Source organism: Microbacterium sp. Leaf320 (assembly GCF_001423485.1).
Lineage (GTDB): Bacteria > Actinomycetota > Actinomycetes > Actinomycetales > Microbacteriaceae > Microbacterium.
This window is the reverse complement of sequence record NZ_LMOD01000002.1, coordinates 538,958-563,043: the sequence shown is the minus strand read 5'-3', so window position 1 is coordinate 563,043 and position 24,086 is coordinate 538,958. Positions and strand designations below refer to the sequence as shown.

Genomic DNA, 24,086 nt, shown 5'->3' with positions numbered 1-24,086 from the left:
GGGCCCATAGCTCAGGCGGTTAGAGCGCTTCACTGATAATGAAGAGGTCCCAGGTTCAAGTCCTGGTGGGCCCACTCCTCAACTCAATATTTCCCTCACGGGGCCTTAGCTCAGTTGGTAGAGCGCCTGCTTTGCAAGCAGGATGTCAGGAGTTCGAATCTCCTAGGCTCCACACTGTGTTGAGACAGTTCGAGAAGGCCCCGCCTAGTGCGGGGCCTTCTCGTTTCTGCCAGCGGATCGCGCGATCCAATCTCGCGGCGTGAATATGATCGTCACGTACGGCACAGATCTCGAACGGAGCGCGCGTGACTCTCAGAGGAAAGACTCTCGGCGCCGTCTGTGTGATCGCCGCTCTGCTCCTCACCTCGTGTGCGCCCGTCCCGACTGCGGATGAAGCGACGCCGGCGCCGACTCCTCCGTTCTCGGAATCGACGATCTCGATCACCTATGTGCAGGACGGCGAGCAGCGCGAGCTGGTCGCCCACCCGTCGAAACCGCTCTGCGACTGGGACGGCTACATCACGGTCATCGGTGAAGATCTCGTCGTGCCGAACGGGGTGATGCTGTCGCTTGAAGACGGCAGCGAGTCGACCATCACGGGCTGGGTGGGCGACGACGGGGTGGCTGCCAACTTCCGGTCGAGTGGTGACGTGTCGATCGTGCGCGGCGAGGAATCCTCCGTGCTCTTCGTGTCGGACTTGGAAGGGTTCGCCGACATCGCGCCTCGGGAGGTCGGCGTCGCCGCCTCTATCGACACGGTCATCGGGGAATGGGAGCGTGTGGACGCGACGCTGACTTTCGCCGTGACCTGTCCGAACGAGTGACGACTGCGTCGATGCGCCCGTCCACAGCTGTTAACAACCCTGTTAACAACTCCGCAGCGCTCCTCCACACCTGTTAACAAGGGTGTTAACAACTCCGCGGCGGCACTGGATCCGTCGGCTCCCCGTTCGCGGGATGCGTGACGGTACGATCGCGGCATGAGCTCATCGGTGCGCGCGACGACGGAATCCTCCACCCGCCGAAAGCGGTGGGTCGTGCGCCGCCGCGTCGTGCTGCTCTTGAGCCTGTTCGTCATCCCGTTCGCGATCTCGGCGCTGCTCAACAGCTACGGACCCCTCACGGCGGACAGCGCGATCAGGATGGCATTCGCGACAGTCGCGGGGCAGACGATCGCCATCGGCGGCGCGGTGGCCGCCCTCGTGATCACGGTGGTCTCTCGCCGCAGCATCCCCGGCGTCATCTTCTTCGCTCTGATCGCGCTCGTCGTCACGATGTACGCGTTCACGGTCATGGAAGGCGCCGGTGAGCTGCTGCTCGAACGGCTCGACCTGGTGGCCGAGACCGCGCGCCTGAACTGACTTCTGATTCCACAGGTGTGGAAGGATCTGTTAACAACTCGGAAGACCTAAGAAAAGCAAGGGCGCCCGATTATCGGCGCCGGCACGTCGATCCCTGTGCCATGGCAGCGTCCGGTTCGCAACCCCCCTTCTCAGGTCGGGAGCCCCGGCGTAGCGTGCCGGGCATGAGCGACGCGAAGACGATGATCCAGACAGAGGTGGTCTTCGATGGGACGAGTTATCTGCTCGCCCAGGACCAGGATGTCGGAGACCTCCGACATCGCATCGAGGAAGCCGCGAGAATCGGCGGCACGTTCGTGGATGTCGTCGTCGTCGGCAACCGGGCGGTGAGCGTTCTGATCACGCCCACGACCCGCGTCGCCATCAGCGTGTCGACCGTGGCGTACGACCCCCGCGACACGGGAGACATCGACTTCCCCTTCAGCGGGTACTACGACGTGCTCTGAGATCCGCGACTCAGGCGTTTCGCGCGGCCGTGAGGGCCTCAGCCGCGTCGTGGAGGCACTCGATGAACGCCGCGCAGATCGTGCTCTCCTCTGCGCGGATCGGTCTGGCGGCCATGAGGCTGGTGGTCGGCGACCCGGCGAGCGGGATCACGGCGATCGACGGCGGAACCACCTGTCGCACGGACTCGGGCAGGATGCTCGCACCGACGCCGGCCGCGACGAATCCGAGCGCCGTCTCCTGATGCACGACCTCCTCGGCGATGCGCATCGCGCCCGGGGCGAGACCCAGAACCTCGTGCACCCGATCGACGTAGCCCGGCATGAGAGATCGAGGATAGGCGACCATCGGCACGTCGAGCACTTCCTCGGCGGTCACCTCCGTGCGCGATGCGAGAGGATGAGAGATCGGCACGCACATGACGAGCCTCTCCTCGAACACGACCTCGGTGACCAGCTCGGGTGAGTTCGGGTTCGTTCGCGGGAACGCGTCTCGCACGAGGCCCACGTCGAGAGTCCCGTCGTGCAGGCGGTCGATCTGCTCGCCGGACGTGAGAGGCACGAGAGACAGCGCGACGCGGTCGCGACGCGACCGGAACAGCCTCACAACCTCGGGGAGCACAGTGTAGTTCGCCGAGCTCACGAAACCGGCGATGAGTTGGCCGGCGAAACCGTCGACGTAATCCCGCATCTCGGTACGCACGGCGTCGACCTCGTCGAGGATCCTCCTTGCGCGCTCCTGCAGGTGCCGGCCGGCCGGTGTCAGCGTGACGCGTCGGGTGCTGCGGTCGAAGAGCGGCAGACCGACCTCTCGCTCGAGACGACCGATCTGCACGCTCAGAGGCGGCTGCGACATGTGCAGCCGCCGGGCCGCGCGTCCGAAGTGGAGCTCGTCCGCGACCGCCATGAAGTAGCGCAGCTGACGGAGTTCCATCTCGGAACGATACGTGCGGTGTATTACCGCGGCGTTACGCGCGCATTGCGAGCAAATCGCTATCAATTCGGGGAGGAAAACGTATTTGACCTGGGTTTGTCCTGAGGCGTTACCTGGACGAAGTACGTGATGGAGGGATCAGCACCATGACCGCACCCCGGGTCGCAGCATGAGCGTGCATGTAGCCCTGTTCCACGTGCGCACCCGCCGTCAGGCGCCCGCAGCCGACTATCAGACGCTTCTGGACAGCCTCAACGCCTCAGCCGTCGCGGCGATCGAGCGGGCGGGATGGACGGCGTCGCTGCACGCAGCCGGCGAAGCGCCGGAACCGCAGTTGCGGCGGGCATCCCGCGAGGCGGATGTCCTCGTGCTTCTGGGAGGAGACGACATCGAGCCGTTGCTCTACGGTCAGTCCGACCGGCGCCCGCAGCGCACGGCCTACCAGCGTCGCGCTGACCGCACCCAGATCGCCGTCGTCATGGAGGCGGTTCGATCGAGGCGCCCCCTGCTCGGGGTGTGCCGGGGGATGCAGCTGATGAACGTCGCGCTGGGCGGAACGCTCCACCAGCACGTCGGGGGGCACCGCAGTGCGGGACCGGACCCTTTCGTCGCGACTGACCTGAGCGACCTCCGTGCCGTGTCACCGCGGCTTCGGCAGCCTCTGCTCTGCACCCACCATCAGGCGGTGGACGAGCTCGGGCGAGGGCTGCGCGCCATCGCCCATTCCCGCAACGGCGTCGTCGAGGCGGTCGAGCACGAGTCGCTTCCGTTCCTGGGCGTCCAGTGGCATCCGGAGCATCCGTCCATTCCCTCGGATCAGTTCACCGAGCTGTTGCGGATCGTCCATACGAGAGGGGCGACGCTCGAACCGGCTGCCGCGACGCCCGCTGCCGGGCCTCTGGAGGTCACGCGACCGATCTTGTCGTCCATTCGTGGGCGGGGCGCAGCCGTGCGGCACTGATGACGCTGCGGAGATGATGCTGCGGACGAGCGGACGAGGGATATCGCTCAGATCTTCGGTCCACGGATGATCCGCACGGGTCCGCGGGCCTCGCGGATGCTCACGGGTCGGCCTTTCTGAGTGACCACGATCTCGTCGTGGTCGGCGAGCTCGGCGGCCACTCGACGCACGTCAGGCATGAGCGAGCGCCAGGTCTCGCCGCCGACGGTGCGAGCGACGTCGCTCGGACAGATCGATGACTGCTCGCGCTTTCGAGTGAGAGATCGGATGGTCGCCGCGATGCGCTCGTCGAACGGACCGCCCGTGCGGTCCTCCCACCACGGTGCTCCACGCTCCCCGAGCGCCGTCTTCGCGTCATGCACCCGACGCCTCGCGTCGACCTCGGAGGTCTTCACCGCTCGTCGCGCCGCCATCAGCTCATCGACCAACTCCTGACGGAATACCTCGGGGATCGAGGGATCGGTAGCCCGCCAGCGTCGGCCGTCGATGATGAGGTGATGACCGTCGGCTGTGCGCTCGGGACCAAGCTTCTCGTCGGGCGGTGTGCTGCTGTCGGATGCCATGCGAGCAGTCTGCCTCTGCCGACCCGACTGCCCCAGGGTCTTGACGAAGTCGGACGGGCGGGTAGGTCAGGCGCTGCGGGGCCTGACCGGTGATGAATCCCCGGTCGAGCGCCGCTCGATGAGCCGCATCGGAAGCACGACGTTTTCGACTGCTCGTGCACGATCGCTCAGGCGGGCGACCGCGAGCCGTGCCGCCTGCCTGCCGAGCGCTTCGACATCGCCGGTCACGACGCTGACGCCGAGAACCCGAGCCCACTCGGGTTCGTCGAAGCCGATCACCGCGGGCCGCTGGGCATCGTCACCGGCAGCGACCTCCTCCATCACACCGAGCAGGATGCGGTTGTTGCCCGCGACCACCGCGGTGGGCGGGTCATCGAGCGTCAGAAGCTCACGCATGCACTCGCGTGACGACGGCACGTCGTGCGCGTCGGTGCGCAGCAGATCGCGCCATTGCGCCCCTTCGCCGTCGAGCACGTCGCCCATGCCGGCGAGACGCTGGCGGTACGTGGGGAGCCACGCGTAGTCGCCGATGAACGCGATGCGGCGGTGACCGGCGTCGATCAGGTGCCGCGCCGCGAGTCGTCCGCCCTCGCGGTTGTCGAAAACGACGGAGTCGGCCGCGAGGTTCTCTGCAGGTCGATCGACGAACACGACCGGGATTCCCCTCGCCTGCAGCTGCGAGTACTCGGAGTGATCGGGCATCGCCGAGACGGTGATGACCGCTTTGGTCTGCCTGTCGGCGAGGTCGTGGGCGACGCGCTGCTCCTGTTCGGCGGATTCGCGGGAGTTCGCGACCGACAGGTGCATGCCGTGCGTGCGGATCTCGTCTTCGATCGCGTGGGCGAGGGCGGAGTAGAACGGGTTCGTGAAGTCTCCGGTGATCAGCCCGATCGAGTCGGCGAGCCGGCCGCTCGCGAGCAGACTTGCGGCGGCGTTGCGCTGGTAGTCGAGTTCGGATGCGGCTGCGAGCACGCTGGCGAGGGTCTTCTCGCTCACGTACGACTCGCCGCCGAGCGCACGCGACGCCGTCTTCAGGCTCACGCCCGCCCGCGCGGCGACTTGAGCGAGCGTCGGGCGGGGTGCGCCGGTGCCTGTGTCGGTTCGGTTCATGCGTCCCCTCATCCCCTTCCCGTGCGTGCGGATAGCTCATTATCGCGGGTGCGTCTTCGCACACGACTCTTCCCTGCATCCTGCACGCTGTGATAGCGTCCTCATCATATGACAGCGATGTCATATCGTCACGCGGTCCGAGACGGCCCGCGACAGACAGACGACACACTGCAGTGGAGTTCAGAGGAGCAACCATGAGGGTCCCCAGCCCCAGGAACGCACGATCCGCCCGCCGTTCGTGGACGGCAGCCGGCGTCGCCGCCACGGTCGGCCTGGCCATGCTGACGCCCATCTCGGCATCGGCCGCGGCAGGCGAGACGACGTTCGCGTCGTCGTTCGAAGCCGCTGACACTGCTCCCGCTCTCGTGGGTACGGGCGAGGCCGTCAACGTCACCGGGAGCCGCTTCACGCCGGGCAGCGTGCTCGGCAGCGTCACCGCCGTGACCGCCTCGGCGCAGAACACGCCCAACGAGGCCGCAGCATTCGTCGCAGACGGCAACTCGGCGTCGAAGTGGCTCGCGTTCACGAACACGGCGTGGGTGCAGTACCAGCTGGCAGCGCCCCAGCCGATGACGAGCTACACGCTCACGTCGGGCAACGACGAACCTGACCGCGACCCGAAGGACTTCCGGGTGCAGGGGTCGACGAACGGCACCGACTGGGTGACGGTCGACGAGCGCAGCGGAGAGCTGTTCTCGGGCCGCGGCGAGACGCGCACCTTCACACTTGCGACTCCGAGCACCGAGTACCTCTACTACCGTCTCGACGTGCTCGCGACGAAGACCCCGAGCAAGAACATCGTGCAGCTCGCGGGGTGGGAACCGATCGCCGTGGCCGGCGCGACGCCCGAGGCGTCCGACCTGATGCTGCAGATCGGCAACGGCCCCACGAGCTCCGACACCGCCAAGACCGGTGTCGGCTTCACCGGCACCAAGGCGCTGCAGTACGTCGGCCGGCACCTCGACGCCGGACCCGCATCGTCGACGAGCGTGCTCTACGACGGCGTCGACATCGCGGTCGAGGGAGACAGCGAGCTGTCGTACCTCGTCTTCCCCGTGCTCGACGGCGAGCAGACCTACGCCGCCACCTTCGTCGCCGTCGACCTCACATTCGACGACGGCACCCGGCTCTCGACCAGCGGCGCTGTCGACTCGTACGGCTACGGGGCGAATGCGCGGCAGCAGGGCCAGGCCAACGTGCTCTGGCCGAATCAGTGGAACAAGGTCACCGTCGACCTCGGTCAGTTCGCCGGGCGCACCGTCGATGACATCGTCTTCAGCTACGACCACCCGGGCACCGATGTGAAGGGCGTCGAGGTTCCCACGGGTGCCACGGCTTTCAGCGGCTGGCTCGACGATGTCGCGATCGGGGCGGCAGAGCAGCGCGACGACACCGACGGACTCGTGTCGTACGTCGACACGCGCCGCGGCACCAACTCGACCGGTGGTTTCTCGCGCGGCAACAACCTTCCCGCGACCGCCTGGCCCAACGGCTTCAACTTCATCACCCCGATGACCAACGCCGACAACGTCGGGACGATCTACCAGTACCAGCGGGCGAACAACGCGCAGAACCTGCCCGCGCTCAACGGCATCGGATTCTCGCACCAGCCGAGCATCTGGATGGGAGACCGCAACCAGATCGCGGTGCTGCCCGCCGCGAACGGCAACCCCACGTCATCGCTCAACGATCGAAAGCTCACCTTCCACCACGAGAACGAGACCGCGCGGCCCGACATCTACTCGGTCGACTTCGACAACGGCATCCAGACCGACGTCACCGCAACCGACCACGGCGCGATCTACCGCTTCGAGTTCACCGGTGACACGAGCTCGATCCTCATCGATCAGCTCGTGAACTCGTCGAAGTTGACGATCAACGGCGACAGGGTGTCGGGGTGGGTCGACGGGGGATCCGGATGGCCCGGACGCACTCGTATGTTCGTGTACGGCACCTTCGACAGGCAACCGGCCACGGCCGGAGCGACCACCCAGGGTGACCGCAACAGCACGGCTCGCTACGCGGCCTTCGACACCACGACCGACCGCACCGTCGAGCTGCGGCTCTCGTCGTCGTTCATCTCGCAGGACCAGGCGGAGAAGAACCACGAGTTCGAGCTCGACGGAGTCTCGTTCGACCAGGCGCACGCCGCCGTGCGAGACGCGTGGAACGACCGCCTCGGTGTGGTGCACGACGTGGTCGGCGCGAGCCACACCCAGCTCGTCACCCTGTACTCGAGCCTCTACCGCCTGAACCTGTATCCGAACTCGCAGTTCGAGAACACCGGCACCGAGGCGAACCCGGTCTACAAGTACGCGAGCCCCGTGTCGGCGACGACCGGAGCCGCATCCGACACCCAGACGAACGCGAAGATCGTCGACGGCAAGATCTACGTCAACAACGGCTTCTGGGACACCTACCGCACGGCCTGGCCGCTCTACTCGCTGCTGTACCCCGACGTCACGGAAGAGCTGGTCGACGGATTCGTTCAGCAGTATCGCGACGGCGGTTGGGTCGCGCGGTGGTCGTCTCCCGGCTATGCCGACCTGATGACGGGCACGAGCTCTGACGTCGCATTCGCCGACGCGTACCTCGCGGGTGCGCTCACGACCGACACGGCACTCGAGGCGTACGACGCCGCGGTGAAGAACGCCACGGTGCTCCCGGCATCCAATGCCGTGGGACGAAAGGGCCTCGCCCAGTCGATCTTCCTCGGGTACACCGAGGAGACCACGCACGAGAGTGCATCGTGGGGTCTCGAGGGGTACATCAACGACTTCGGCATCGCCGAGATGGCCAAGGCCCTCTCCGAAGACCCGAACACGCCTGCAGACCGTGTCGAGCAGCTGAAGGAGGAGGCGACGTACTTCGAGGCCCGTGCCGAGCACTACGTCGAGATGTACAACCCCGAGGCGGGTACCTTCACCTCGCGCAACGCCGACGGCTCCTGGACGTCGGGTGCGGACTTCGACAAGAAGGCGTGGGGCGGTGCCTTCACCGAGGCGAGCGCCTGGACCTTCGGCTTCCACGCCCCGCACGACGTCGACGGACTCGCCGCCCTCTATGGCGGACGCCAGGAGCTCGTCGACGTGATGCACGAGTTCCTCACCGTGCGTGAGAAGGCCGACTACTCCGGCATCCACGAGGCGCGCGAGGCACGAGACGTGCGGCTCGGGATGCTGGGCATGTCGAACCAGATCGCCCACCACATCCCCTACGTGCTCGCCGAAGCCGGCGACCCGTCGGGGGCGCAGGAGCTGATCCGCGACATCCAGGACCGACTCTTCGTCGGGTCGGACATCGGACAGGGCTACCCGGGTGACGAGGACAACGGCGAGTTCTCGGCCTGGTACGTGTTCTCGGCACTCGGCTTCTACCCGCTGGAGGTGGGCTCGGGCGACTATACGATCGGCACGCCGCTGTTCGACAGTGCGACGCTGTCGCTCGGCGACTCCGACCTCGTGATCAACGCCTCCGGCGCATCGTCCGGCAAGGACTACGTGGCAGGCGTCAGCATCAACGGAACGCCCATCGACCAGACGACCTTCGACGGAGACCTGCTGCGCTCAGGTGGCACGCTCGACTTCACGATGAGCGCAGACCCCTCGGCGTGGGGCGCGAAGGATCTCGACGAAGACCTCGAGATCCCGACGACCCTGGTCGACGCGACCAAGCCGGGTCGCGGCACTCTCGCGGCATCCGACGGCACCCCCGTCGGCTCCCTCGTCGACGACAACATGAACTCGACCGTGACGTTCGCCGGCGATACCGCCGAGCTCGTCTGGACCTCGCAGTCCGGACCCGTCTCGATCGGCCAGTACACGCTGACGAGTGCGGCGAAGGGCAGCGCGCCGTCGAGTTGGACGCTCTCCGGCTCGATCGACGGCACCACCTGGACCGAGCTCGACAGTCGAGAGGGCGAGACCTTCACGTGGGACTCGCAGACCCGGCCGTTCACGGCGAAGGGCGCGGGCGGATACACGAGCGTCAAGCTGACGGCGAAGACCGGCGGCTCCGCACTGTCGCTGTCGGAGGTCGAGCTGTTCGCCTCCGCGTCCTCGGCAGAGGGACTCTCCGTCGCGGCAGGCGCTCCGCAGCGTGTGGCGGTCGACACCGAGTTCACGGGCTCGCTCGCGACGGTCGTAGGCACCGAGACCGATGCGTCGGGCTATGACGTCACGGTCGACTACGGCGACGGTGTCGAGGTCACGGACGTGGCGTTGACCCGCGATGCGCTGGGCGGATGGAAGGTGAGTGCTCCGCACACGTTCACCGGTCCCGGCACCTACTCGGCCGTCGTGACGGTGCGCGACTCTGACGGCGCGATGGCGCAGGCCACAGCCACCGTCACGGCCTTCCGCGACGAGACGTTCGTCGGGGCATTCAACAACGTCTGCATCGGCGATCTGGGAGTCACCGCGGCGAACTGCGATTCGCAGGGCCACGGGTACTTCCGCGACAAGATCAACGCGGACGGCTTCGTTCAGGGCGAGACCCTCACCGTGCCCGGCACGACGCTGACGTACGACCTCCCGGCCGTGCCGGCGGGCGCACCGGACAACATCACGGGCGAGGGACAGGACGTGCGTGTGTCGCTCGGCTCCGGTGCGACGCAGATCGCGTTCGTCGGAACCGCGACCGAGAGCAACCGAGACTCGGAGGCGACGCTGCACTTCACCGACGGCACGGAGCAGAAGGTGATGATCAGCCTGGGCGACTGGGTCGGAGCATCCGGAAGCCCCTACAAGGGCAACACCGTGCTCACGGTCTCCGAGGGGCGACTCTCGGGAACCGGCGCCGAGTCGAGCGTGAAGAACACGGCGATCTACGCGACGGCCCCGATCACCCTCGCGGTGGACGGAGCCGGTGCGCCGAAGGTGGTCGAATCGCTCACGATGCCGAAGGAGCCCGGACAGCTCAACGACGGGCGCGTGCACATCTTCGCGCTTGCCTCCGACGGCGACCGTTCGGCGACCGCCGACCTCACGGTCACGGCGGGCGCGGTGGGCGGTCAGATCACCGGTGAGGAGTTCGACGCCGATCTGGCGACGATCGCCGGTGGCGCCGGTGAGACGTCGGCGATCGTCAACTGGGGCGACGGATCACCCGTCGCGGATGTCGAGGTCGTGGACGGCGCGATCACCGGAACGCACACCTATGCCAAGGCCGGAACCTACACGGTGACGATCACGGGGGATGACGGTGTGAAGTCCGCCGACGCGCAGCTGCAGATCGCGGTGGTCGATCCCGAGCCCGAGTACGCACCCGAGATCCAGGCACCCGCCCAGGCGGCACCCGGAGAGACGGTCACGATCACGGGCACCGGCTTCGCAGCAGGAGAGAACGTCGCGATCCGCATCGACGCCGAGGAACCCGTGATCGTGGAGGCCGGGCAGGATGGCGAGATAAGCGGCGACATCGTCGTGCCAGCGGGTGCCGTCGACGGGGATCACCCCGTGGTCGCCCTCGGTGACGTGTCGAAGGTAGAGGCGAGGGCATCGCTCCTGATCGTCGGCGATCCGTCTGCTCCGAAGAACACCTCGGTGACCCTGGCCTCGGGGTCGGACGACCCGGTCGCCGGTGAATCCATCCCGCTGATCGCCACGGTGAAGCCCGCGGGCGCCGCCGGAACGGTCGAGTTCCTCGAAGGCGACCAGGTCGTCGGATCGGCGAGCGTCTCGGCCGGCACCGCCACGGCTGATGTCACCATCGCGACGTCGGGCGAGCACACCTTCGTGGCGCGGTTCGTCCCCTCCGATCCCGGTGCCTTCCGCCCGTCGGAGTCCGCTCCGCTGACGATCGACGTGCGGAGCACTCCGGTGCTCGACGCCGAGCTCGTGACCGGAGCGAGCAGCGTGGTCCAGGGCGGAAGCCTCGAGATCACGGGTCGCGGGTTCGGTGCGGGCGAGGTCGTCACGATCACGCTCCACTCCGAGCCGATCCGACTGGGTCAGGCGACTGCCGACGGAACGGGTGCCTTCCGCATCCAGGTGACGGTGCCCGCGAACGCGGAGGTGGGCGCCCACACGCTCATCGCCGTCGGCGCGGCATCCGACCTGAGTGCGGAAGCGCCTCTCACGGTCACGGCCGCGGCCTCCGCAGGCGGCGGACTCGCCGGCACCGGAGGCGTGGTGCCGATCGCGGCGATCGTGGTGCTGCTCCTGCTCCTCGCAGCGGGTGGCGTGCTGGTGATGCGCCGCCGGCGCGTGGAGGCATAGTTCCTGCCCCACTCCCCCAGAAAAAGAGAGGCCGCCCGCCCCGTCCCCGGGGGTGGGCGGCCTCTGTCGTCGGAATGCCTCTGTCGTCAGACAGCTCTGAGGTCGTGCGGCGCGACGTTCAGCCGCTCGCATCCGTCAGCGGTCACGACGACGATGTCCTCGATGCGCGCACCCCACTCGCCGGCGAAGTAGATGCCGGGCTCGATGCTGAACGCCATGCCCTCGCGCAGCACGAGGTCGTTGCCCGGTGCGATGTACGGCTCTTCGTGTACCGAGACGCCGATGCCGTGACCGGTGCGGTGCAGGAAAGCCTCGCCGAGCCCGGCGTCCGCCAGGACCTGTCGAGCGGCGGCATCCACCTCCTCCGCCGTCGCGCCGGGGCGAGCGGCGTCGACGGCGGCCTGCTGCGCGCGCACGAGCACCGCGATACGCTCGGCGGCGTCACTGTCGGGCGTCCCGACCACGTACGTCCTGGTGCTGTCGGAGTTGTACCCGCTGGGCACCGCTCCCCCGATGTCGACGACCACGATGTCGCCGTCGTCGATCATCCGGTCAGACACTTCGTGATGCGGGGCGGCGCCGTTCGGACCCGAGCCGACGATCACGAACTCGACCGTGCGGTGCCCCTCGGCGACGATCGCCTCGGCGATGTCGGCGGCCACCTCTCGCTCGGTGCGCCCGGCGTGCAGCCACTCGGGCACGCGCCGGTGCACGGCGTCGATCGCCGCGCCGGCCTTTCGCAGCTCGGCGATCTCGGCAGCATCCTTGATCATGCGGCTCTCGCGCAGAACGGGAGTCGCGAGTTCGACGCGCACACCGATCCGCTCGGCGAGAGGGATGACGTGCAGCGCCGGCAGCGTATCGGAGACCCCGACGCGGGTGACCGTGCCGAGGGCAGCAGCCACGAGGTCGTACGGATTCTCACCGTCGACCCAGTCGGACACCGCGAGACCGAGCTCGCCGACGGCCGTGGTTCTGACCTTCGCCAGCTCCATCCGCGGCACGATGATCGTGGGTGCGAGACCAGGTCCGAGCACGAGGGCGGTCAGTCGCTCGATCGTGTCGCCCTCGACGCCGACCAGATACTGCAGATCGGGGCCAGGGCCCACGATGATGGCGTCGAGGCCTGCGTCGGCGGCGAGGGATGCCGCGCGGTCGAGTCGGGCGGCGTACACGGAGGCGGGGAACGGCAGTGTGCTCACGGCATCCACGCTACTGCGCGGGCCGCCGCCCGGGATAGGCGACTCAGCTCACGGCGAGGCGGATGCGGTCGGTGAGCACCGCGCGGTTCGCGGCAGTGAGGTCGAGCAGCGCGTACGCGGTCGGCCACATGGTGCCGTCGTCGAGGTTCGAGATCGGCTCGAAGCCGAAGGTGCCGTAGCGGACCTTGAACTTGCTCGCCGGCTGGAAGAAGCAGAGCACCTTGCCGTCCTTGCCCCACGCCGGCATGCCGTAATACGTGCGCGGCATCAGTTCGGGGGCGACCTCGGTCACGAGGGCGTGCAGCGCCAGCGAGAGCTCGCGATCCTTCTCGTCGGGAAGCTTCGCGACGGCTGCCTCGAGGTCGGCGACTCCCTCGGCGCGCACCTCTTCGGGGGTCTTCTTCGCCCGCGAACGTGACTTGCGCTTGTCGGCAGCAGCCTCCTTCATGGCCTCGCGTTCTTCGGCACTGAAGTTCTTCTCATTGTCAGCCATGGCCGACTCCTTTCACGGGTGAACTGCGATGTCCCTCACACTACGGATGCCGCGGTCCGCTGTGCTTCTCGATTCCTGACCGATGTGTGAGTGGCTCGCGGACACAGGTGGCGTGGGCGCATCGGCGTGCCGTTAGGGTGAGGGCATGGACATGCGGGTCGCGGCATACGCGGTCGTCACCGATGACGACGGACGCATACTTCTGGCGCGCTGGATCGAGGGGCGCCGCGTCGCGTGGACCATGCCCGGCGGGGGTCTGGAGCCCGGCGAGGCTCCGGAGGACGCGGTCCGGCGGGAGCTCCGTGAGGAGACCGGATACACAGTCAAGGTCGGCGAGCTGCTCGGCATCCATTCGCGGGTGATCCCGGCAGGTCAGCGCGTGACCCCATCAGATCAGCCGCTGCACACGCTTCGCATCGTCTACCGGGCGACGGTCAGCGGAGGAAAGCTGAGCTTCGAGACCGACGGCTCCACCGACATGGCCGAGTGGTTCACCCGCAAGTCGGTCTCCGAGCTGCAGCGCGTCAAGCTCGTCGACATCGCGCTGCGGATGGCCGGAATCCTCTGACGAGAGCGCGCGACGGAGGTCAGTCGCGGGGCTCTTCGGGCACCGAGATGTCGGCGACGGTCGCGCCGTAGGCCGAGATCAGGTCGTCGGCATCGACGAAGAGGCTGTACCCGTGTGCTCCGGCACCCATCGCGATGCGCTGGCCGACGATGGACTCGTCGGCGAACACGGGCCAGTCAGTGGTGCTGCCGATCGGGACGATCGTGCCGCGTTCGTAGCCCGTTGCCGCGAGGGCGAGATCGGGCTCGGGCAGACGGAGCTTGTTGACACCGACGACCGCACGCAGCTTGGGCCACGAGATCGACCGGCCGCCTGGAACCAGCGCGAACAGGTAGGTGTCGTCGGATCGCTTGACGACGAGCGTCTTCACGATCCCGGAGGGAAGGATGCCGAGCAGCTCCGCGGCCTCGAAGAGACTGCGAGCGGCGGGCCGCTCACGGATCTCGATGTCGAGGCCGCGTGAAGCCGCGGCATCCCTCACCCGAGCATGGAGATCGCCCGGCTCAGCGGCCGGGGACTCCGATGTCGAGGTCACGCGTCGGGAGCGGAGAGCGGGTCGTCTGCGACCCAGAGCTCGTCATCGGCGCGCAGTGCCTGCCAGGCGGCGTAGAGGACGCCTGCGGCCGCGGCGACTCCGAGGATCAGGGCGATGACCGAACCGACGCTCGGGCCCTTGGGCTCGGGCTGGGTGGCCTTCTTGACCTTCTTGACCACGCCCTCGCGCTTGGCATTCGCGACGTCCCACGCGGTGAGCGCGGTGCCGACGACACCGCCGACGATCGGGACGACCTTGTCATCGACGACGTGGTGGCCGAAGCGCACCCCGCGGTCGACGACCGGCGCGACGCGACGGTTGTAAGTGTCCTGCACGACAGGACCGACCTGCTCGCGGCCGAAGTGGCCGAGCTGGCGTCCGGCCTCGCGGGCGACGTCGGCGGCGTGGCCGACCAGGACCTGCTGGTTCTCCCACAGCTGGTTAGCGTCGGCCTGAAGACGACGCAGTTCCTTCTTCCGCTTGCGGCTGATGCTCACGATGCTCTCCTGTCGATTGGAGTACGGGTTCCCCATCTTGCCACGCGACCCTGGATGGGGGGAGGGAATCGCCGAACCCTTGCGCCGAGGGCTGAACAGCGATAGTGGCGGGCCAACTCATGGGAAGCTCTGCGAGAATGAGTGCATGGCTCACGCTTCTCATGTCGCAACCCTGCACACCAACCACGGTGACATCGTCATCAACCTCTTCGGCGATCACGCTCCGAAGACGGTCAAGAACTTCGTCGGCCTGGCCGACGGCACCCAGTCCTGGACCGACCCCGCCACCGGCAAGCCGGGCGAGGGCGCGCTCTACTCGGACGTCATCTTCCACCGCATCATCCCGAACTTCATGATCCAGGGCGGCGACCCGCTCGGACAGGGCGTCGGCGGCCCCGGCTACAACTTCGACGACGAGATCAACATGGAGCTCAACTTCAACGAGCCCTACATCCTCGCCATGGCCAACGCGGGCCTGCGTCGCAACGCCATCACCGGCAAGGCCGAAGGCACCAACGGCTCGCAGTTCTTCATCACGACCGACCCCACCCCCTGGCTCCAGGGAAAGCACACGATCTTCGGCGAGGTCGCCGATGACGCCTCCAAGGCCGTCGTCGACGCCATCGCCGCCGTGCCGACCGCAGCGGGCGACCGCCCGATCGAGCCGGTCGTGCTGCAGTCGATCGACATCGTCGCGGCCTGACGCCGACGCTGGCCGATCCGGATGACGACGCCTGAGTTCGCGGACAACCGCGACAACTTCTGCTACCGGCATCCGGATCGGCAGAGCTTCGTGCTCTGCCAGCGGTGCCTGCGCACCATCTGCCCCGAGTGCCAGACCCAGGCAGCCGTCGGTGTCATCTGCCCCGAGTGCATGGCTGCGGAGCGAAAGAACCGCACACCTGCCCAGAAGAAGGCCGAACGCCGCTGGGGCGGGCGCAACACCGCGACAGCCACCGTGCGCAGCGGCCGGCCGATGGTCACCTATGTGCTGCTGGCGGTCACGTCGTTCATCGGGCTGCTTCAGCTGATTCCCGGTGTCGGTGACCTCATCACGCAGCAGCTGCTGTTCGCCCCGAGGTACCTGTACCCCGATCTCTCGCTCCTCCCCTTCGAGCCGTGGAGACTTCTCACGGCCGTCTTCGCCCATGGCGGGTTCCTGCATCTCGCGCTGAACATGCTCGCCCTGTGGATGCTGGGGCAGAGCCTCGAGCCCATGCTCGGTCGGGTGCGATTCCTGTCGCTCTACCTGATCAGCGGCCTCGGCGGCTCGGTCGCGCTCGCCGTGCTCGACCCGTCGGGCGCCACAGTCGGCGCCTCTGGAGCGGTCTTCGGCCTGATGGCCGCCCTGCTCATCATCGGCCGACACATCGGCGCGAACGTGACCGGGATCCTGGTGATCCTCGGCATCAACTTCGTCATCGGGTTCGTGTTCCAACAGAACATCGCCTGGCAGGCGCACCTCGGCGGTGTGATCGTCGGCGCGCTCGTCGCGTTCATCCTCACCCGCACGCGGCGCCGAGAGCAGCGCACACTGCAGATCGTGCTGCTCGCAGCGGTCGTCGTGGCACTGGTTCTGATCGTCGCGTTCCTGCCTCCGTTCCTGATCGCGACGGTTTACTCCTGATCAAGGGTTGTTAACAGGGTTGTTAACGGGTGTGAATAACATCTGTGTAATTCTCCCCATGTTGGGGATAACCTGTGGATAACTCTCACCGCGGCGCGATCGACGTCGCGTGACCGAGGTCAACCGAATCGCTCGTTCGTCTGCGGATCGAACAGGCGGTAGCCGAGGGGGTGCATGACGTCGATGATCGCGTTGAAGTCCGCCCCGTCCTCGATGCCGTAACCGGTGAATTGAGCGAGTTGACGCCCGATGTGAACGTCGAAGGCGGGGGCGCCGTCTGGGTCGGCTCCAGGTGGCTGCAGAATGTTGCCCGCGTGGGTCCATCCGGGGAGACCATCGATCAGCGCGCGCTGCACCTCATCGGAATCGATTCCCCGCACGCTCTCGACGTGCTTCTCGTCGAGAATTCGATATGTGTCGACGGGATCGAGGTCGTCCCCGCCGGACCAGAACGCCAGTGTGTAACCCATGCGGCCATCATCCCGCCTTCTGACGCAACTCGCCCGACATCGAGCCGCAGTAAGCCAGGCATTTTGCCTCTTGCGCCGACAACGGTGAGCGGGTGCCGCGGTTCGAAAGGTGCTGCGACGACCAGACAGCAGAAGGCCCCTCTCGCCGAGACGAGAGGGGCCTTCTGAAGAAGAGGAGCGGGCGTCAGCGCCAGCGGGTGGTCATGAGGAAGCCGATCAGGGCGATGCCCAAGCCGATCGCGAGGTTCCAGTTGTCGAGACCCGGAATCGGGAACTGCATGCCCGAGATGTAGAACACGAGGATCCACGCCAGACCCAGCAGCATGAAGCCGACCATCACCGGCTTGAACCACACGGCGTTGGGTGCGGCTTCGCCTTCGCTGCGCGGAGATTCGGGTTCTTCGGTCTTGCGGTCGCGTGCCATTCCCACAGTGTACCCAAAAGTCCTATATCCCACGGAAAATCAGGCGACCAGGGCTGGACTTCAGGTCAGCGGGATAAGATCGCGCCATGACTGCATCCGTCGTCTCGGGGGAGCGACGTGCACACCGCCGCCACCCTCGATCGCGCGCCACTTTCACGAGCGTGCTCGGTGAGCTCCTGCTCACCGCAGGCGTGCTTGTGCTCCTGTTCGTCGCGTGGCAGATGTGGATCGGCGACATCATCATCAGCGCTCAGAAGAACGACGAAGGGGCAGCGGTCTCGCAGGAGTGGGCGAGCGGACCCACGCCCGAGCTGCCTCCTGTCGTCGAGACCGACGACGGAACGACGATGTACGAGCCGGTGATCCCGGCGCCTCCCGCCGACACCCAGCTGCTGGGCCAGATGCACGTGCCACGATTCGGATCCGAGTACAACGTCGGGATCTACGGCGGCACCAGCCGTGCCCGCACGCTCGACAAGCTCGGCATCGGCGTCTACACGGACTCGAAGATGCCCGGCGAGGTCGGCAACTTCGCCATGGCCGGCCACCGCACCACCTGGGGTAAGCCCTTCAACCAGCTCGACAAGCTGCAGGTCGGCGACGCGATCGTCGTCGAGACACCCGACGGGTGGTTCACCTATCGCTTCCGCACACTCGAGTATGTCAAGCCGACTCAGACCGAGGTCCTCCTCGACGTGCCGCAGATGCCCGGAGTCGCGACCGGCGAGAAGTACATCACGCTGACCGCCTGCTCCCCGCTCTACTCGCTTGCCGAGCGCATCGTCGCCTACGGGGTGTATGAGAGCTTCCAGCCCCGCGCCGAGGGTCCGCCCGCGGCCCTCACCGACCCGCCCCCTCCGCCGGCTGCGCCGTCGATCTAGCCGAACGGAACGAGACGACCCATGTACGCCGCACTCTGGCGCCTGCTGCCCGGTCCGTGGTGGCTCAAGCTGTTCTTCCTGCTCGTCCTGATCGCTGCTGTGCTCTACGGCCTGTTCTGGTTCGTGTTCCCCTGGGTGAGCCCCCTCATCACTCCGGGTGAGGTCGACCTCGAATGATCCGCGTGCTCGTCGTGGACAACCACGACAGCTTCGTGCACACCCTCGTCGGGTACCTCCGCGAGCTCGGCGCCGACGTGACGCTGATCGAAGCGGATGCCACGGACGCCGCCGGACTCGATGAGCTGCTGCCGGGGTTCGACGCCCTCATGCTCTCGCCGGGACCCGGCAGACCCGCAGATGCCGGAGCGTCGCTCGACGCCGTTCGCATCGCAGCGCGACTCCGGATGCCGCTGCTCGGCGTGTGCCTCGGGCACCAGGCGATCGGCGAGGCGTTCGGCACCCCGGTGACTGAGGCCCCTGAGCTCATGCACGGGATGGTGTCGCGGGCCACCCACGACGGTTCGGCGCTGTTCGCCGGCATCCCCTCACCATTCGATGTCGGACGCTACCACTCGCTCGCGGTGGCCGCGTCGGCGCTCCCGGACGACGTGATCGTCACCGCGCGCACCGAGAGCGGAACCGTCATGGCTCTCGCCCACACCGACCTGCCGATCCTCGGCGTGCAGTTCCACCCCGAGAGCGTGCTCACCGAGGGCGGCTACCGGCTGCTCGCGAACTGGCTCGAGCTGTGCGGCGACGAGGGTGCCGTGGCGCGCTCAGTCGGCCTGCATCCGCTGTCGCGGCCTCATCAGCCCGCGGCGACGCAGTAGCGCAGCTCGACCGTCGAGCCGATCGCCACGTCACCGGGGGCGGCCGACATCGACGCCACGGTGGGTGGGTTCGTCGGCGCGCAGTCCGTCAGCTCGACGGGGCTCGCGGTCAGGCCGATGCGTTCGAGTTCGGCCTGGGCGGCCTCCATCGTCCAGCCGGTGACGTCCGTCAGCGTGACGCGACCGCTCGCGACCACGAGATTCACGACCGTCTTCGGTGCGACCTCGCTCTCGGCGGTCTCGCTGGCCTCCATGACGGTCTCGGCCGCCAGGCCCTTGTCGTTTCGTTGTATCACCGTGCCGAGTTGGAGCCCGGCGGCGGCCAGAGCATCCTTGGCAGCGGAGAGCGACAGCCCCTCCAACACCGGGACCACCACCGTCTCCTTGCCCGACGACACGTAGACCGTGACCGAATCGCCCTCGCTGACGGCTGTGCCGCCCTCGGGATCGGTGCGGATCACGTTGCCCTCGACGATGTCGCTGCTCGACTCGAGCACGAGCTTGGCCGTGAGGTCGAGTTTGCCGAGGTCTTCCTGAGCGCGCTCGGATGAGACGTTGACGAGATCCGGCACGACACGTGAGCTCGAGGGAATCTCGTCGGGGCGCATGCTGATCGTCCAGACCCAGAACAGCACGGACGCCAGCAGCACGGCCAGCAGCGCGACACCGGCCCAGATCCACGCGACGGGCGGACCCGACTGCGTGCGCGCCATGGTCGTGTCGGTGCTCAGCTGCCGCAGCGAGCGGGCGGTCTCCTGCGCCGCACGCGGGCTGGGGCCGTAGAGCTCGCTCGTGAGAGCACCGAGCTCCTTGCGGCTCGGCGCCTGACCCGAGACCGCGGAGTCCAGCGCGGCGCGGAAGTGCGCAGCATCCGGATACCGCTGGTAGGGGTCCTTCGCGAGTGCGCGCAGCACGATCGGGTCGAGGGCTCCGGGGGAGTCCTCGTTCACCTCGGTCGGAGGGACCGGGGTCTCGCTGACGTGCTGGTAGGCGACGGCCACGGGTGATTCGCCGCGGAACGGCTGGCGTCCTGTGAGCAGCTCATAGAGCACGACACCGGTCGAGTAGAGGTCGGCCCGTGCGTCGACGGGTTCGCCCTTGGCCTGCTCGGGCGAGAAGTACGCGGCGGTGCCGATGATCTGCGTGGTCTCGGCGACGGTGGACGACGAGTCGGACACGGCTCGGGCGATGCCGAAGTCCATGACCTTGACCTGGCCCTTGTCGGTGACCATGACGTTGCCCGGCTTGATGTCGCGGTGCACGACGCCCGCGCGGTGCGAGTAGTCGAGCGCCTCGAGGATGCCGTCGACATAGCGCACGGCGTCTTCGACGGGCACGGGGCCCTTCGCGATGATGTCCTTCAGCAGCGTGCCGCTGATCAGCTCCATCACGATGTACGGAGGCTCATCCGTGCTGCTGTCGGTGGTCGACGGGTCACCCGCGTCGTACACCCGCACGATCGAGGGGTGGGACATGCGGGACGCTGACTGCGCCTCCAGACGGAAGCGCGTGCGGAACGCGGTATCGCGGGCGAGCTCGGGGTCGAGGATCTTGATGGCGACGGCGCGGCCGAGGGTCAGGTCGTACCCGCGGTACACCTTCGCCATGCCACCGTGCCCGATGAGCTCGTCGACGCGGTAGCGACCCGCGAGAACGCGTTGCTCTGTCGACACGTACTGACCCCCTGATACGACCTGATGAATTGTCCCAGACTACGTTGCGTGCGGCGGATCAGCCTTCGTCATCGCCGCCGTCGACCGGTGTGGCGGGAAGGATGATCACGCCCTGCATGGCGTCCGACTGCTCGGACGGCATATCGCTTCCGCAGAAGACGCGGTACGTGGCCGTGATGCTCTGCCCCGCGGTGCCGGGGATGATCTGCGTCGACAGCACGCTCGGACCGAAGCTGCGGATGGACTCGCCGGGGTTGCCGCCCGAGAACGTCGCATTGGTCAGCGTCACCTCGAAGGCGGAGCGTGCCGGAGTGCCGGACGGGCACTCGAAGCTCGGCCAGTTGAGCGTGACGGCAACACCCTCGGTCGCGGTCCCCGCGATGGTCGGGGTTCCGGTCGGCTTGCCGACCTGGACCTGCTCCTTGTACGTCGTGAGGGTGAGGAGCGTCCCTTCAGGCACGTTCCCACCGGGGGTGACCGATTCGACAGTCCCGACCTGGTTGGCGCTCGGAGCCACGGTGTTGCCGACCACGCACTCGGCCTGAAGGCCCGCGTTGACCGCAGCGGCACGCGCAGCCTCGCACTGCATGCCTTCGAGGCCGAGGCCGTCGACGTTCACCTGCTCGGGCTCCTGCGTCGGGGTCTCGGACGGCGTCGGCTTCGGCGTCTGGCTGGTCGTCGCCGAATCGGTCGGCTTCGGATCGCCGTCGCCCTGGTTCATCAGCGCGAAGACCGTTCCGCCGAGCACGATGACCAGCAGGGCGATGAGGGCGATGAGCGGCCACGTCCACGGGCTGCGCTTCTTCTTCTTTTCGCCGTCTTCCAGGGCCTCTTCTCCCGTGGGCAGCTGAGCCGTGGTGGGGAGGATGCGAGTCGTGCCGTCGTCGCCCGATGCCGTGAGCAGCCGGGTGGCGTCGTCGGAGGCGACACCACCGGTCGCGATGGCCGGAACCGCGATCGCGGCGGAGTTGAGGTCACCGCGACGCAGGGCCTGGGCGGCGCGTGCCACCGTGGCGGACGAGGACGGACGATCGGCCGGCTTCTTGGCGATCATCGCCATGACGAGGTTCTGCACCGGGATCGGCACGGTCGGCGGCAGCGGCGGAGCCTGCTCGTTGATCTGAGCCATCGCGATCGCGACCTGCGACTCACCCGTGAACGGACGCTTGCCCGCGAGGCACTCGTACGCGACGATTCCCAGCGAGTAGGTGTCGGTCGCCGGCGATGCCGGGTGTCCCGAAGCCTGCTCCGGCGAGAGGTACTGCACGGTGCCCATGACCTGGCCGGTGGCCGTCAGCGGCACCTGGTCGGCGATGCGGGCGATGCCGAAGTCGGTGATCTTGACGCGGCCGTCGGGCGTGATCAGCAGGTTTCCCGGCTTGATGTCGCGGTGCACGAGACCGGCCGCGTGGGCGGCCTGCAGTGCGGATGCCGTCTGGGCGACGATGTCGAGCGTCTTGTCGGCGCTCAGAGCGCCGTCGCGTTCGAGAACGGTCGACAGGGCCTCGCCGGGAACGAGCTCCATGACGAGGTAGGCGCTGCCGTTCTCCTCGCCGTAGTCGAAGACGCTCGCGATGCCCTCATGGTTGACGAGTGCGGCATGGCGCGCTTCAGCGCGGAACCGCTCGAGGAACCCGGGGTCCCCCATGTACTCGTCCTTGAGGATCTTGATCGCGACGGTGCGTCCGATGACGTGATCCGTCGCCTCCCACACCTCGCCCATGCCGCCGATCGCAATACGCGACTGCAGCTCGTAGCGACCACCGAACGACACACCCTGCGTCGGTCTCATCTGCCCAGCACCGCCTCTATGACCTTCTTTGCAATCGGAGCGGCGATGGTGTCGCCGGATCCTGACTGCCCTTGTCCACCGCCGTCTTCGACGAGGACCGCTACTGCCACCTCGGGGTCGTCCGCCGGCGCGAAGCCGGTGAACCACAACGTGTAAGGCTTGTTCCCGTTCTCGGTCGTGCCGGTCTTCCCGGCCACATCGACCCCGTCTATTCTTGCACCCTGAGCAGCCCCGTTCGAGACGCTGGCGACCATGGATGCCGTGATCTGATCCGCGATCGTCCCATCGAACGCACGGCCGAACTCGGAGTCGTCGTACGCCCTGACCACCGAGAGGTCGTTGCCGATCACGGTGTCGACCAGACGGGGGTTCATGACGACGCCGTCATTGGCGATTCCGGCCGCGACCATCGCGATCTGCAGCGGCGTCGCGGTGACCTGTCCCTGGCCGAATCCGGTGAGCGCGGTCTGCGCGTCGTCGAGTGCCCGGGGGTAGCTCGACGGCGTCGATTCCAGCGGCGTCGAGAAGCTCGTGTTGAAGCCGAACCTCTCGGCCATCGCGCGGATCGCGTCGTCGCCGAGCTCGACGGCGAGTTCGGCCATCGGGATGTTGCAGCTCAGCCGGATCGCCTCGGAGATCGTCACGGTGTCGCCGCTGCCGCACGTGCCGCCCCAGGCGTTCGCCACGGTGTTCGTGGAGCCGGGGAGGGTGTAGCGCGCGGGGTTCGGCAGGGTCGAGTCGGGAGTCCAGTTGCCGGACTCGTACGCTGCGGCGGCCACGACGAGCTTGAACGTCGACCCCGGAGGGTTGAGGTCGCCGGCGATGGCCCGGTTCGAGAGCGGCTTGGTGGGGTCGTCGACGAGCTGGTCGTAGGTCGCGTTCGCGGCGTCCGCGTCGTGGGTCGCGAGCTGGTTCGTGTCGAATCCGGGGGTCGAGACCATCGCGAGGATGCGCCCGGTCTTCGGCTCGATCGCCACGACCGCGCCGTTGAGTCCGTCGAGCGCCTGGTACGCCGCGGTCTGCGCGGCGGTGTCGAGCGACAGCTCGACGCTGAATCCGCTCTGCGGCTGGCCCGACAGGATCCGCTCGATCTCGGCGAAGAACGCGCTCGAACCGGTACCCGAGAGGTCGGCGTTCATGGCCCGTTCGATGCCGGTGGCCGACTGCAGAGCCGGGTTGAAGTACCCGGTCACGGGCGCCCACACCGAGGCATCCGTGTAGACGCGCTGGAACTGATAGGTGTCGTCCGACGGGGTGGAGGAGGCGATCGCGACATCGTCGACGATGATCGACCCTCGCTGGATCTCGTAGCTGTCGAGCAGTGTGCGCTTGTTGTGGCTGTTCTGACCGAGGGCATCGGCCTCGACGACCTGGATCCAGCTGGTCGCCGCGAAGAGCGAGATGAACATGAACAGCATCACGATGCTGAGACGGCGGAGTTCTTTGGTCATGCGACGCCCCCTTGCAGGAGTCGGTCGTTGAGCGAGCGGAGCGAGACGAAACG

The 24,086-nt window shown here is 67.4% G+C and carries 23 protein-coding genes and 2 tRNA genes; 13 read left to right on the top strand and 12 right to left on the bottom strand.

The window, feature by feature from the left end:
• The 5 genes from ASF63_RS07545 to ASF63_RS07525 all read left to right on the top strand — a co-directional run bounded on the left by ASF63_RS07545 (position 1) and on the right by ASF63_RS07525 (position 1,807).
• Positions 1-74: transfer RNA gene (locus ASF63_RS07545), tRNA-Ile, on the top strand.
• A gap of 25 nt (positions 75-99) precedes the next feature.
• Positions 100-172 (top strand) — tRNA-Ala (locus ASF63_RS07540).
• Positions 173-305: 133 nt separating this feature from the next.
• On the top strand, positions 306-824 hold the full coding sequence (locus ASF63_RS07535) for a hypothetical protein (RefSeq protein ID WP_157534270.1): 519 nt from the start codon (positions 306-308) through the stop codon (positions 822-824).
• 156 nt (positions 825-980) lie between these two features.
• A complete protein-coding gene (locus ASF63_RS07530; protein WP_056511558.1) occupies positions 981-1,361 on the top strand; it encodes a hypothetical protein in 381 nt (126 codons plus the stop codon).
• 164 nt (positions 1,362-1,525) lie between these two features.
• A complete protein-coding gene (locus ASF63_RS07525) occupies positions 1,526-1,807 on the top strand; it encodes a hypothetical protein (protein WP_056511555.1) in 282 nt (93 codons plus the stop codon).
• Between the two features lie 10 nt (positions 1,808-1,817).
• Here ASF63_RS07525 and ASF63_RS07520 read toward each other — a convergent pair whose 3' ends face one another.
• On the bottom strand, positions 1,818-2,738 hold the full coding sequence (locus tag ASF63_RS07520) for a LysR family transcriptional regulator (protein WP_056511553.1): 921 nt from the start codon (positions 2,736-2,738) through the stop codon (positions 1,818-1,820).
• Between the two features lie 169 nt (positions 2,739-2,907).
• Here ASF63_RS07520 and ASF63_RS07515 point away from each other — a divergent pair, with 169 nt between their 5' ends.
• Positions 2,908-3,699 (top strand): gamma-glutamyl-gamma-aminobutyrate hydrolase family protein, encoded by a 792-nt coding sequence (locus tag ASF63_RS07515; RefSeq protein ID WP_056511550.1) that lies wholly within the window; start codon positions 2,908-2,910, stop codon positions 3,697-3,699.
• 47 nt (positions 3,700-3,746) lie between these two features.
• Here the strand turns inward: ASF63_RS07515 and ASF63_RS07510 are convergent, their stop codons facing one another.
• On the bottom strand, positions 3,747-4,262 hold the full coding sequence (locus ASF63_RS07510; protein ID WP_056511548.1) for a DUF3253 domain-containing protein: 516 nt from the start codon (positions 4,260-4,262) through the stop codon (positions 3,747-3,749).
• Between the two features lie 66 nt (positions 4,263-4,328).
• Positions 4,329-5,372, bottom strand: coding sequence for a LacI family DNA-binding transcriptional regulator (locus ASF63_RS07505; RefSeq protein ID WP_056511545.1), 1,044 nt, complete (start codon positions 5,370-5,372; stop codon positions 4,329-4,331).
• Between the two features lie 194 nt (positions 5,373-5,566).
• Between ASF63_RS07505 and ASF63_RS07500 the strand changes: the two genes are divergently transcribed.
• Complete coding sequence (locus tag ASF63_RS07500) at positions 5,567-11,590, top strand: GH92 family glycosyl hydrolase (RefSeq protein ID WP_082477919.1); 6,024 nt, start codon at positions 5,567-5,569, stop codon at positions 11,588-11,590.
• A gap of 86 nt (positions 11,591-11,676) precedes the next feature.
• Here the strand turns inward: ASF63_RS07500 and ASF63_RS07495 are convergent, their stop codons facing one another.
• A complete protein-coding gene (locus tag ASF63_RS07495; protein WP_056511541.1) occupies positions 11,677-12,792 on the bottom strand; it encodes a M24 family metallopeptidase in 1,116 nt (371 codons plus the stop codon).
• Between the two features lie 43 nt (positions 12,793-12,835).
• Positions 12,836-13,285, bottom strand: coding sequence for a DUF1801 domain-containing protein (locus ASF63_RS07490; RefSeq protein ID WP_056511536.1), 450 nt, complete (start codon positions 13,283-13,285; stop codon positions 12,836-12,838).
• Positions 13,286-13,430: 145 nt separating this feature from the next.
• Here ASF63_RS07490 and ASF63_RS07485 point away from each other — a divergent pair, with 145 nt between their 5' ends.
• On the top strand, positions 13,431-13,853 hold the full coding sequence (locus tag ASF63_RS07485) for an NUDIX hydrolase (RefSeq protein WP_056511532.1): 423 nt from the start codon (positions 13,431-13,433) through the stop codon (positions 13,851-13,853).
• A 19-nt stretch (positions 13,854-13,872) separates the two neighbouring features.
• Here ASF63_RS07485 and ASF63_RS07480 read toward each other — a convergent pair whose 3' ends face one another.
• Both ASF63_RS07480 and ASF63_RS07475 read right to left on the bottom strand, forming a co-directional pair.
• Positions 13,873-14,334 carry an aminoacyl-tRNA deacylase gene (locus ASF63_RS07480; protein ID WP_200934001.1) on the bottom strand — a complete coding sequence of 154 codons (462 nt, stop codon included), beginning with the start codon at positions 14,332-14,334 and terminating at the stop codon, positions 13,873-13,875.
• 50 nt (positions 14,335-14,384) lie between these two features.
• Positions 14,385-14,885, bottom strand: coding sequence for a hypothetical protein (locus tag ASF63_RS07475; protein ID WP_056312058.1), 501 nt, complete (start codon positions 14,883-14,885; stop codon positions 14,385-14,387).
• Positions 14,886-15,030: 145 nt separating this feature from the next.
• On the opposite strand from ASF63_RS07475, the gene ASF63_RS07470 reads away from it, so the two are divergent.
• Both ASF63_RS07470 and ASF63_RS07465 read left to right on the top strand, forming a co-directional pair.
• Positions 15,031-15,588, top strand: a complete 558-nt coding sequence (locus ASF63_RS07470; RefSeq protein ID WP_056511528.1) for a peptidylprolyl isomerase — start codon at positions 15,031-15,033, stop codon at positions 15,586-15,588.
• A 21-nt stretch (positions 15,589-15,609) separates the two neighbouring features.
• Entirely contained in the window at positions 15,610-16,512 is a 903-nt protein-coding gene (locus ASF63_RS07465) for a rhomboid family intramembrane serine protease (RefSeq protein WP_056511526.1), read from the top strand.
• 119 nt (positions 16,513-16,631) lie between these two features.
• Here ASF63_RS07465 and ASF63_RS07460 read toward each other — a convergent pair whose 3' ends face one another.
• Both ASF63_RS07460 and ASF63_RS07455 read right to left on the bottom strand, forming a co-directional pair.
• On the bottom strand, positions 16,632-16,982 hold the full coding sequence (locus ASF63_RS07460) for a hypothetical protein (RefSeq protein ID WP_056511522.1): 351 nt from the start codon (positions 16,980-16,982) through the stop codon (positions 16,632-16,634).
• 184 nt (positions 16,983-17,166) lie between these two features.
• Positions 17,167-17,406 carry a cell division protein CrgA gene (locus ASF63_RS07455; RefSeq protein ID WP_056511519.1) on the bottom strand — a complete coding sequence of 80 codons (240 nt, stop codon included), beginning with the start codon at positions 17,404-17,406 and terminating at the stop codon, positions 17,167-17,169.
• An 86-nt stretch (positions 17,407-17,492) separates the two neighbouring features.
• Here ASF63_RS07455 and ASF63_RS07450 point away from each other — a divergent pair, with 86 nt between their 5' ends.
• Genes ASF63_RS07450 through ASF63_RS07445 form a run of 3 tightly spaced genes read left to right on the top strand, consistent with a single transcriptional unit; the run spans position 17,493 to position 19,117 of the window.
• Positions 17,493-18,287: a class E sortase gene (locus ASF63_RS07450; protein WP_056511515.1), complete on the top strand. Its 795-nt coding sequence runs from the start codon at positions 17,493-17,495 to the stop codon at positions 18,285-18,287.
• 21 nt (positions 18,288-18,308) lie between these two features.
• Entirely contained in the window at positions 18,309-18,464 is a 156-nt protein-coding gene (locus ASF63_RS19320; protein ID WP_042541024.1) for a hypothetical protein, read from the top strand.
• Positions 18,461-19,117 carry an anthranilate synthase component II gene (locus ASF63_RS07445; RefSeq protein WP_056511512.1) on the top strand — a complete coding sequence of 219 codons (657 nt, stop codon included), beginning with the start codon at positions 18,461-18,463 and terminating at the stop codon, positions 19,115-19,117. Before ASF63_RS19320 ends, ASF63_RS07445 begins: the two co-directional genes overlap by 4 nt.
• On the opposite strand, the gene pknB is transcribed toward ASF63_RS07445, so the two are convergent.
• From pknB to ASF63_RS07430, 3 genes are read right to left on the bottom strand one after another with little or no spacing between them, the layout of a single operon-like run.
• A complete protein-coding gene (gene pknB, locus ASF63_RS07440) occupies positions 19,096-20,790 on the bottom strand; it encodes a Stk1 family PASTA domain-containing Ser/Thr kinase (protein WP_056511509.1) in 1,695 nt (564 codons plus the stop codon). The genes ASF63_RS07445 and pknB overlap by 22 nt on opposite strands.
• Before the next feature lie 58 nt (positions 20,791-20,848).
• A complete protein-coding gene (locus tag ASF63_RS07435) occupies positions 20,849-22,582 on the bottom strand; it encodes a protein kinase domain-containing protein (RefSeq protein WP_082477917.1) in 1,734 nt (577 codons plus the stop codon).
• The gene (locus tag ASF63_RS07430) at positions 22,579-24,033 is read right to left on the bottom strand and encodes a peptidoglycan D,D-transpeptidase FtsI family protein (protein ID WP_056511507.1); all 1,455 of its coding nucleotides are present in this window, start codon (positions 24,031-24,033) and stop codon (positions 22,579-22,581) included. The genes ASF63_RS07435 and ASF63_RS07430 overlap by 4 nt, the downstream gene beginning before the upstream one ends.
• Positions 24,034-24,086: the final 53 nt, after the last annotated feature.

Bases quoted from the DNA above. Each gene is read 5' to 3' on its own strand.
- ASF63_RS07530 (WP_056511558.1), top strand. From the start codon at position 981: ATGAGCTCATCGGTGCGCGCGACGACGGAATCCTCCACCCGCCGAAAG.
- ASF63_RS07525 (WP_056511555.1), top strand. From the start codon at position 1,526: ATGAGCGACGCGAAGACGATGATCCAGACAGAGGTGGTCTTCGATGGG.
- ASF63_RS07520 (WP_056511553.1), bottom strand. From the start codon at position 2,738: ATGGAACTCCGTCAGCTGCGCTACTTCATGGCGGTCGCGGACGAGCTC.
- ASF63_RS07515 (WP_056511550.1), top strand. From the start codon at position 2,908: ATGAGCGTGCATGTAGCCCTGTTCCACGTGCGCACCCGCCGTCAGGCG.
- ASF63_RS07510 (WP_056511548.1), bottom strand. From the start codon at position 4,262: ATGGCATCCGACAGCAGCACACCGCCCGACGAGAAGCTTGGTCCCGAG.
- ASF63_RS07505 (WP_056511545.1), bottom strand. From the start codon at position 5,372: ATGAACCGAACCGACACAGGCACCGGCGCACCCCGCCCGACGCTCGCT.
- ASF63_RS07500 (WP_082477919.1), top strand. From the start codon at position 5,567: ATGAGGGTCCCCAGCCCCAGGAACGCACGATCCGCCCGCCGTTCGTGG.
- ASF63_RS07490 (WP_056511536.1), bottom strand. From the start codon at position 13,285: ATGGCTGACAATGAGAAGAACTTCAGTGCCGAAGAACGCGAGGCCATG.
- ASF63_RS07485 (WP_056511532.1), top strand. From the start codon at position 13,431: ATGGACATGCGGGTCGCGGCATACGCGGTCGTCACCGATGACGACGGA.
- ASF63_RS07470 (WP_056511528.1), top strand. From the start codon at position 15,031: ATGGCTCACGCTTCTCATGTCGCAACCCTGCACACCAACCACGGTGAC.
- ASF63_RS07465 (WP_056511526.1), top strand. From the start codon at position 15,610: ATGACGACGCCTGAGTTCGCGGACAACCGCGACAACTTCTGCTACCGG.
- ASF63_RS07460 (WP_056511522.1), bottom strand. From the start codon at position 16,982: ATGGGTTACACACTGGCGTTCTGGTCCGGCGGGGACGACCTCGATCCC.
- ASF63_RS07455 (WP_056511519.1), bottom strand. From the start codon at position 17,406: ATGGCACGCGACCGCAAGACCGAAGAACCCGAATCTCCGCGCAGCGAA.
- ASF63_RS07450 (WP_056511515.1), top strand. From the start codon at position 17,493: ATGACTGCATCCGTCGTCTCGGGGGAGCGACGTGCACACCGCCGCCAC.
- ASF63_RS19320 (WP_042541024.1), top strand. From the start codon at position 18,309: ATGTACGCCGCACTCTGGCGCCTGCTGCCCGGTCCGTGGTGGCTCAAG.
- ASF63_RS07445 (WP_056511512.1), top strand. From the start codon at position 18,461: ATGATCCGCGTGCTCGTCGTGGACAACCACGACAGCTTCGTGCACACC.
- ASF63_RS07435 (WP_082477917.1), bottom strand. From the start codon at position 22,582: ATGAGACCGACGCAGGGTGTGTCGTTCGGTGGTCGCTACGAGCTGCAG.
- ASF63_RS07430 (WP_056511507.1), bottom strand. From the start codon at position 24,033: ATGACCAAAGAACTCCGCCGTCTCAGCATCGTGATGCTGTTCATGTTC.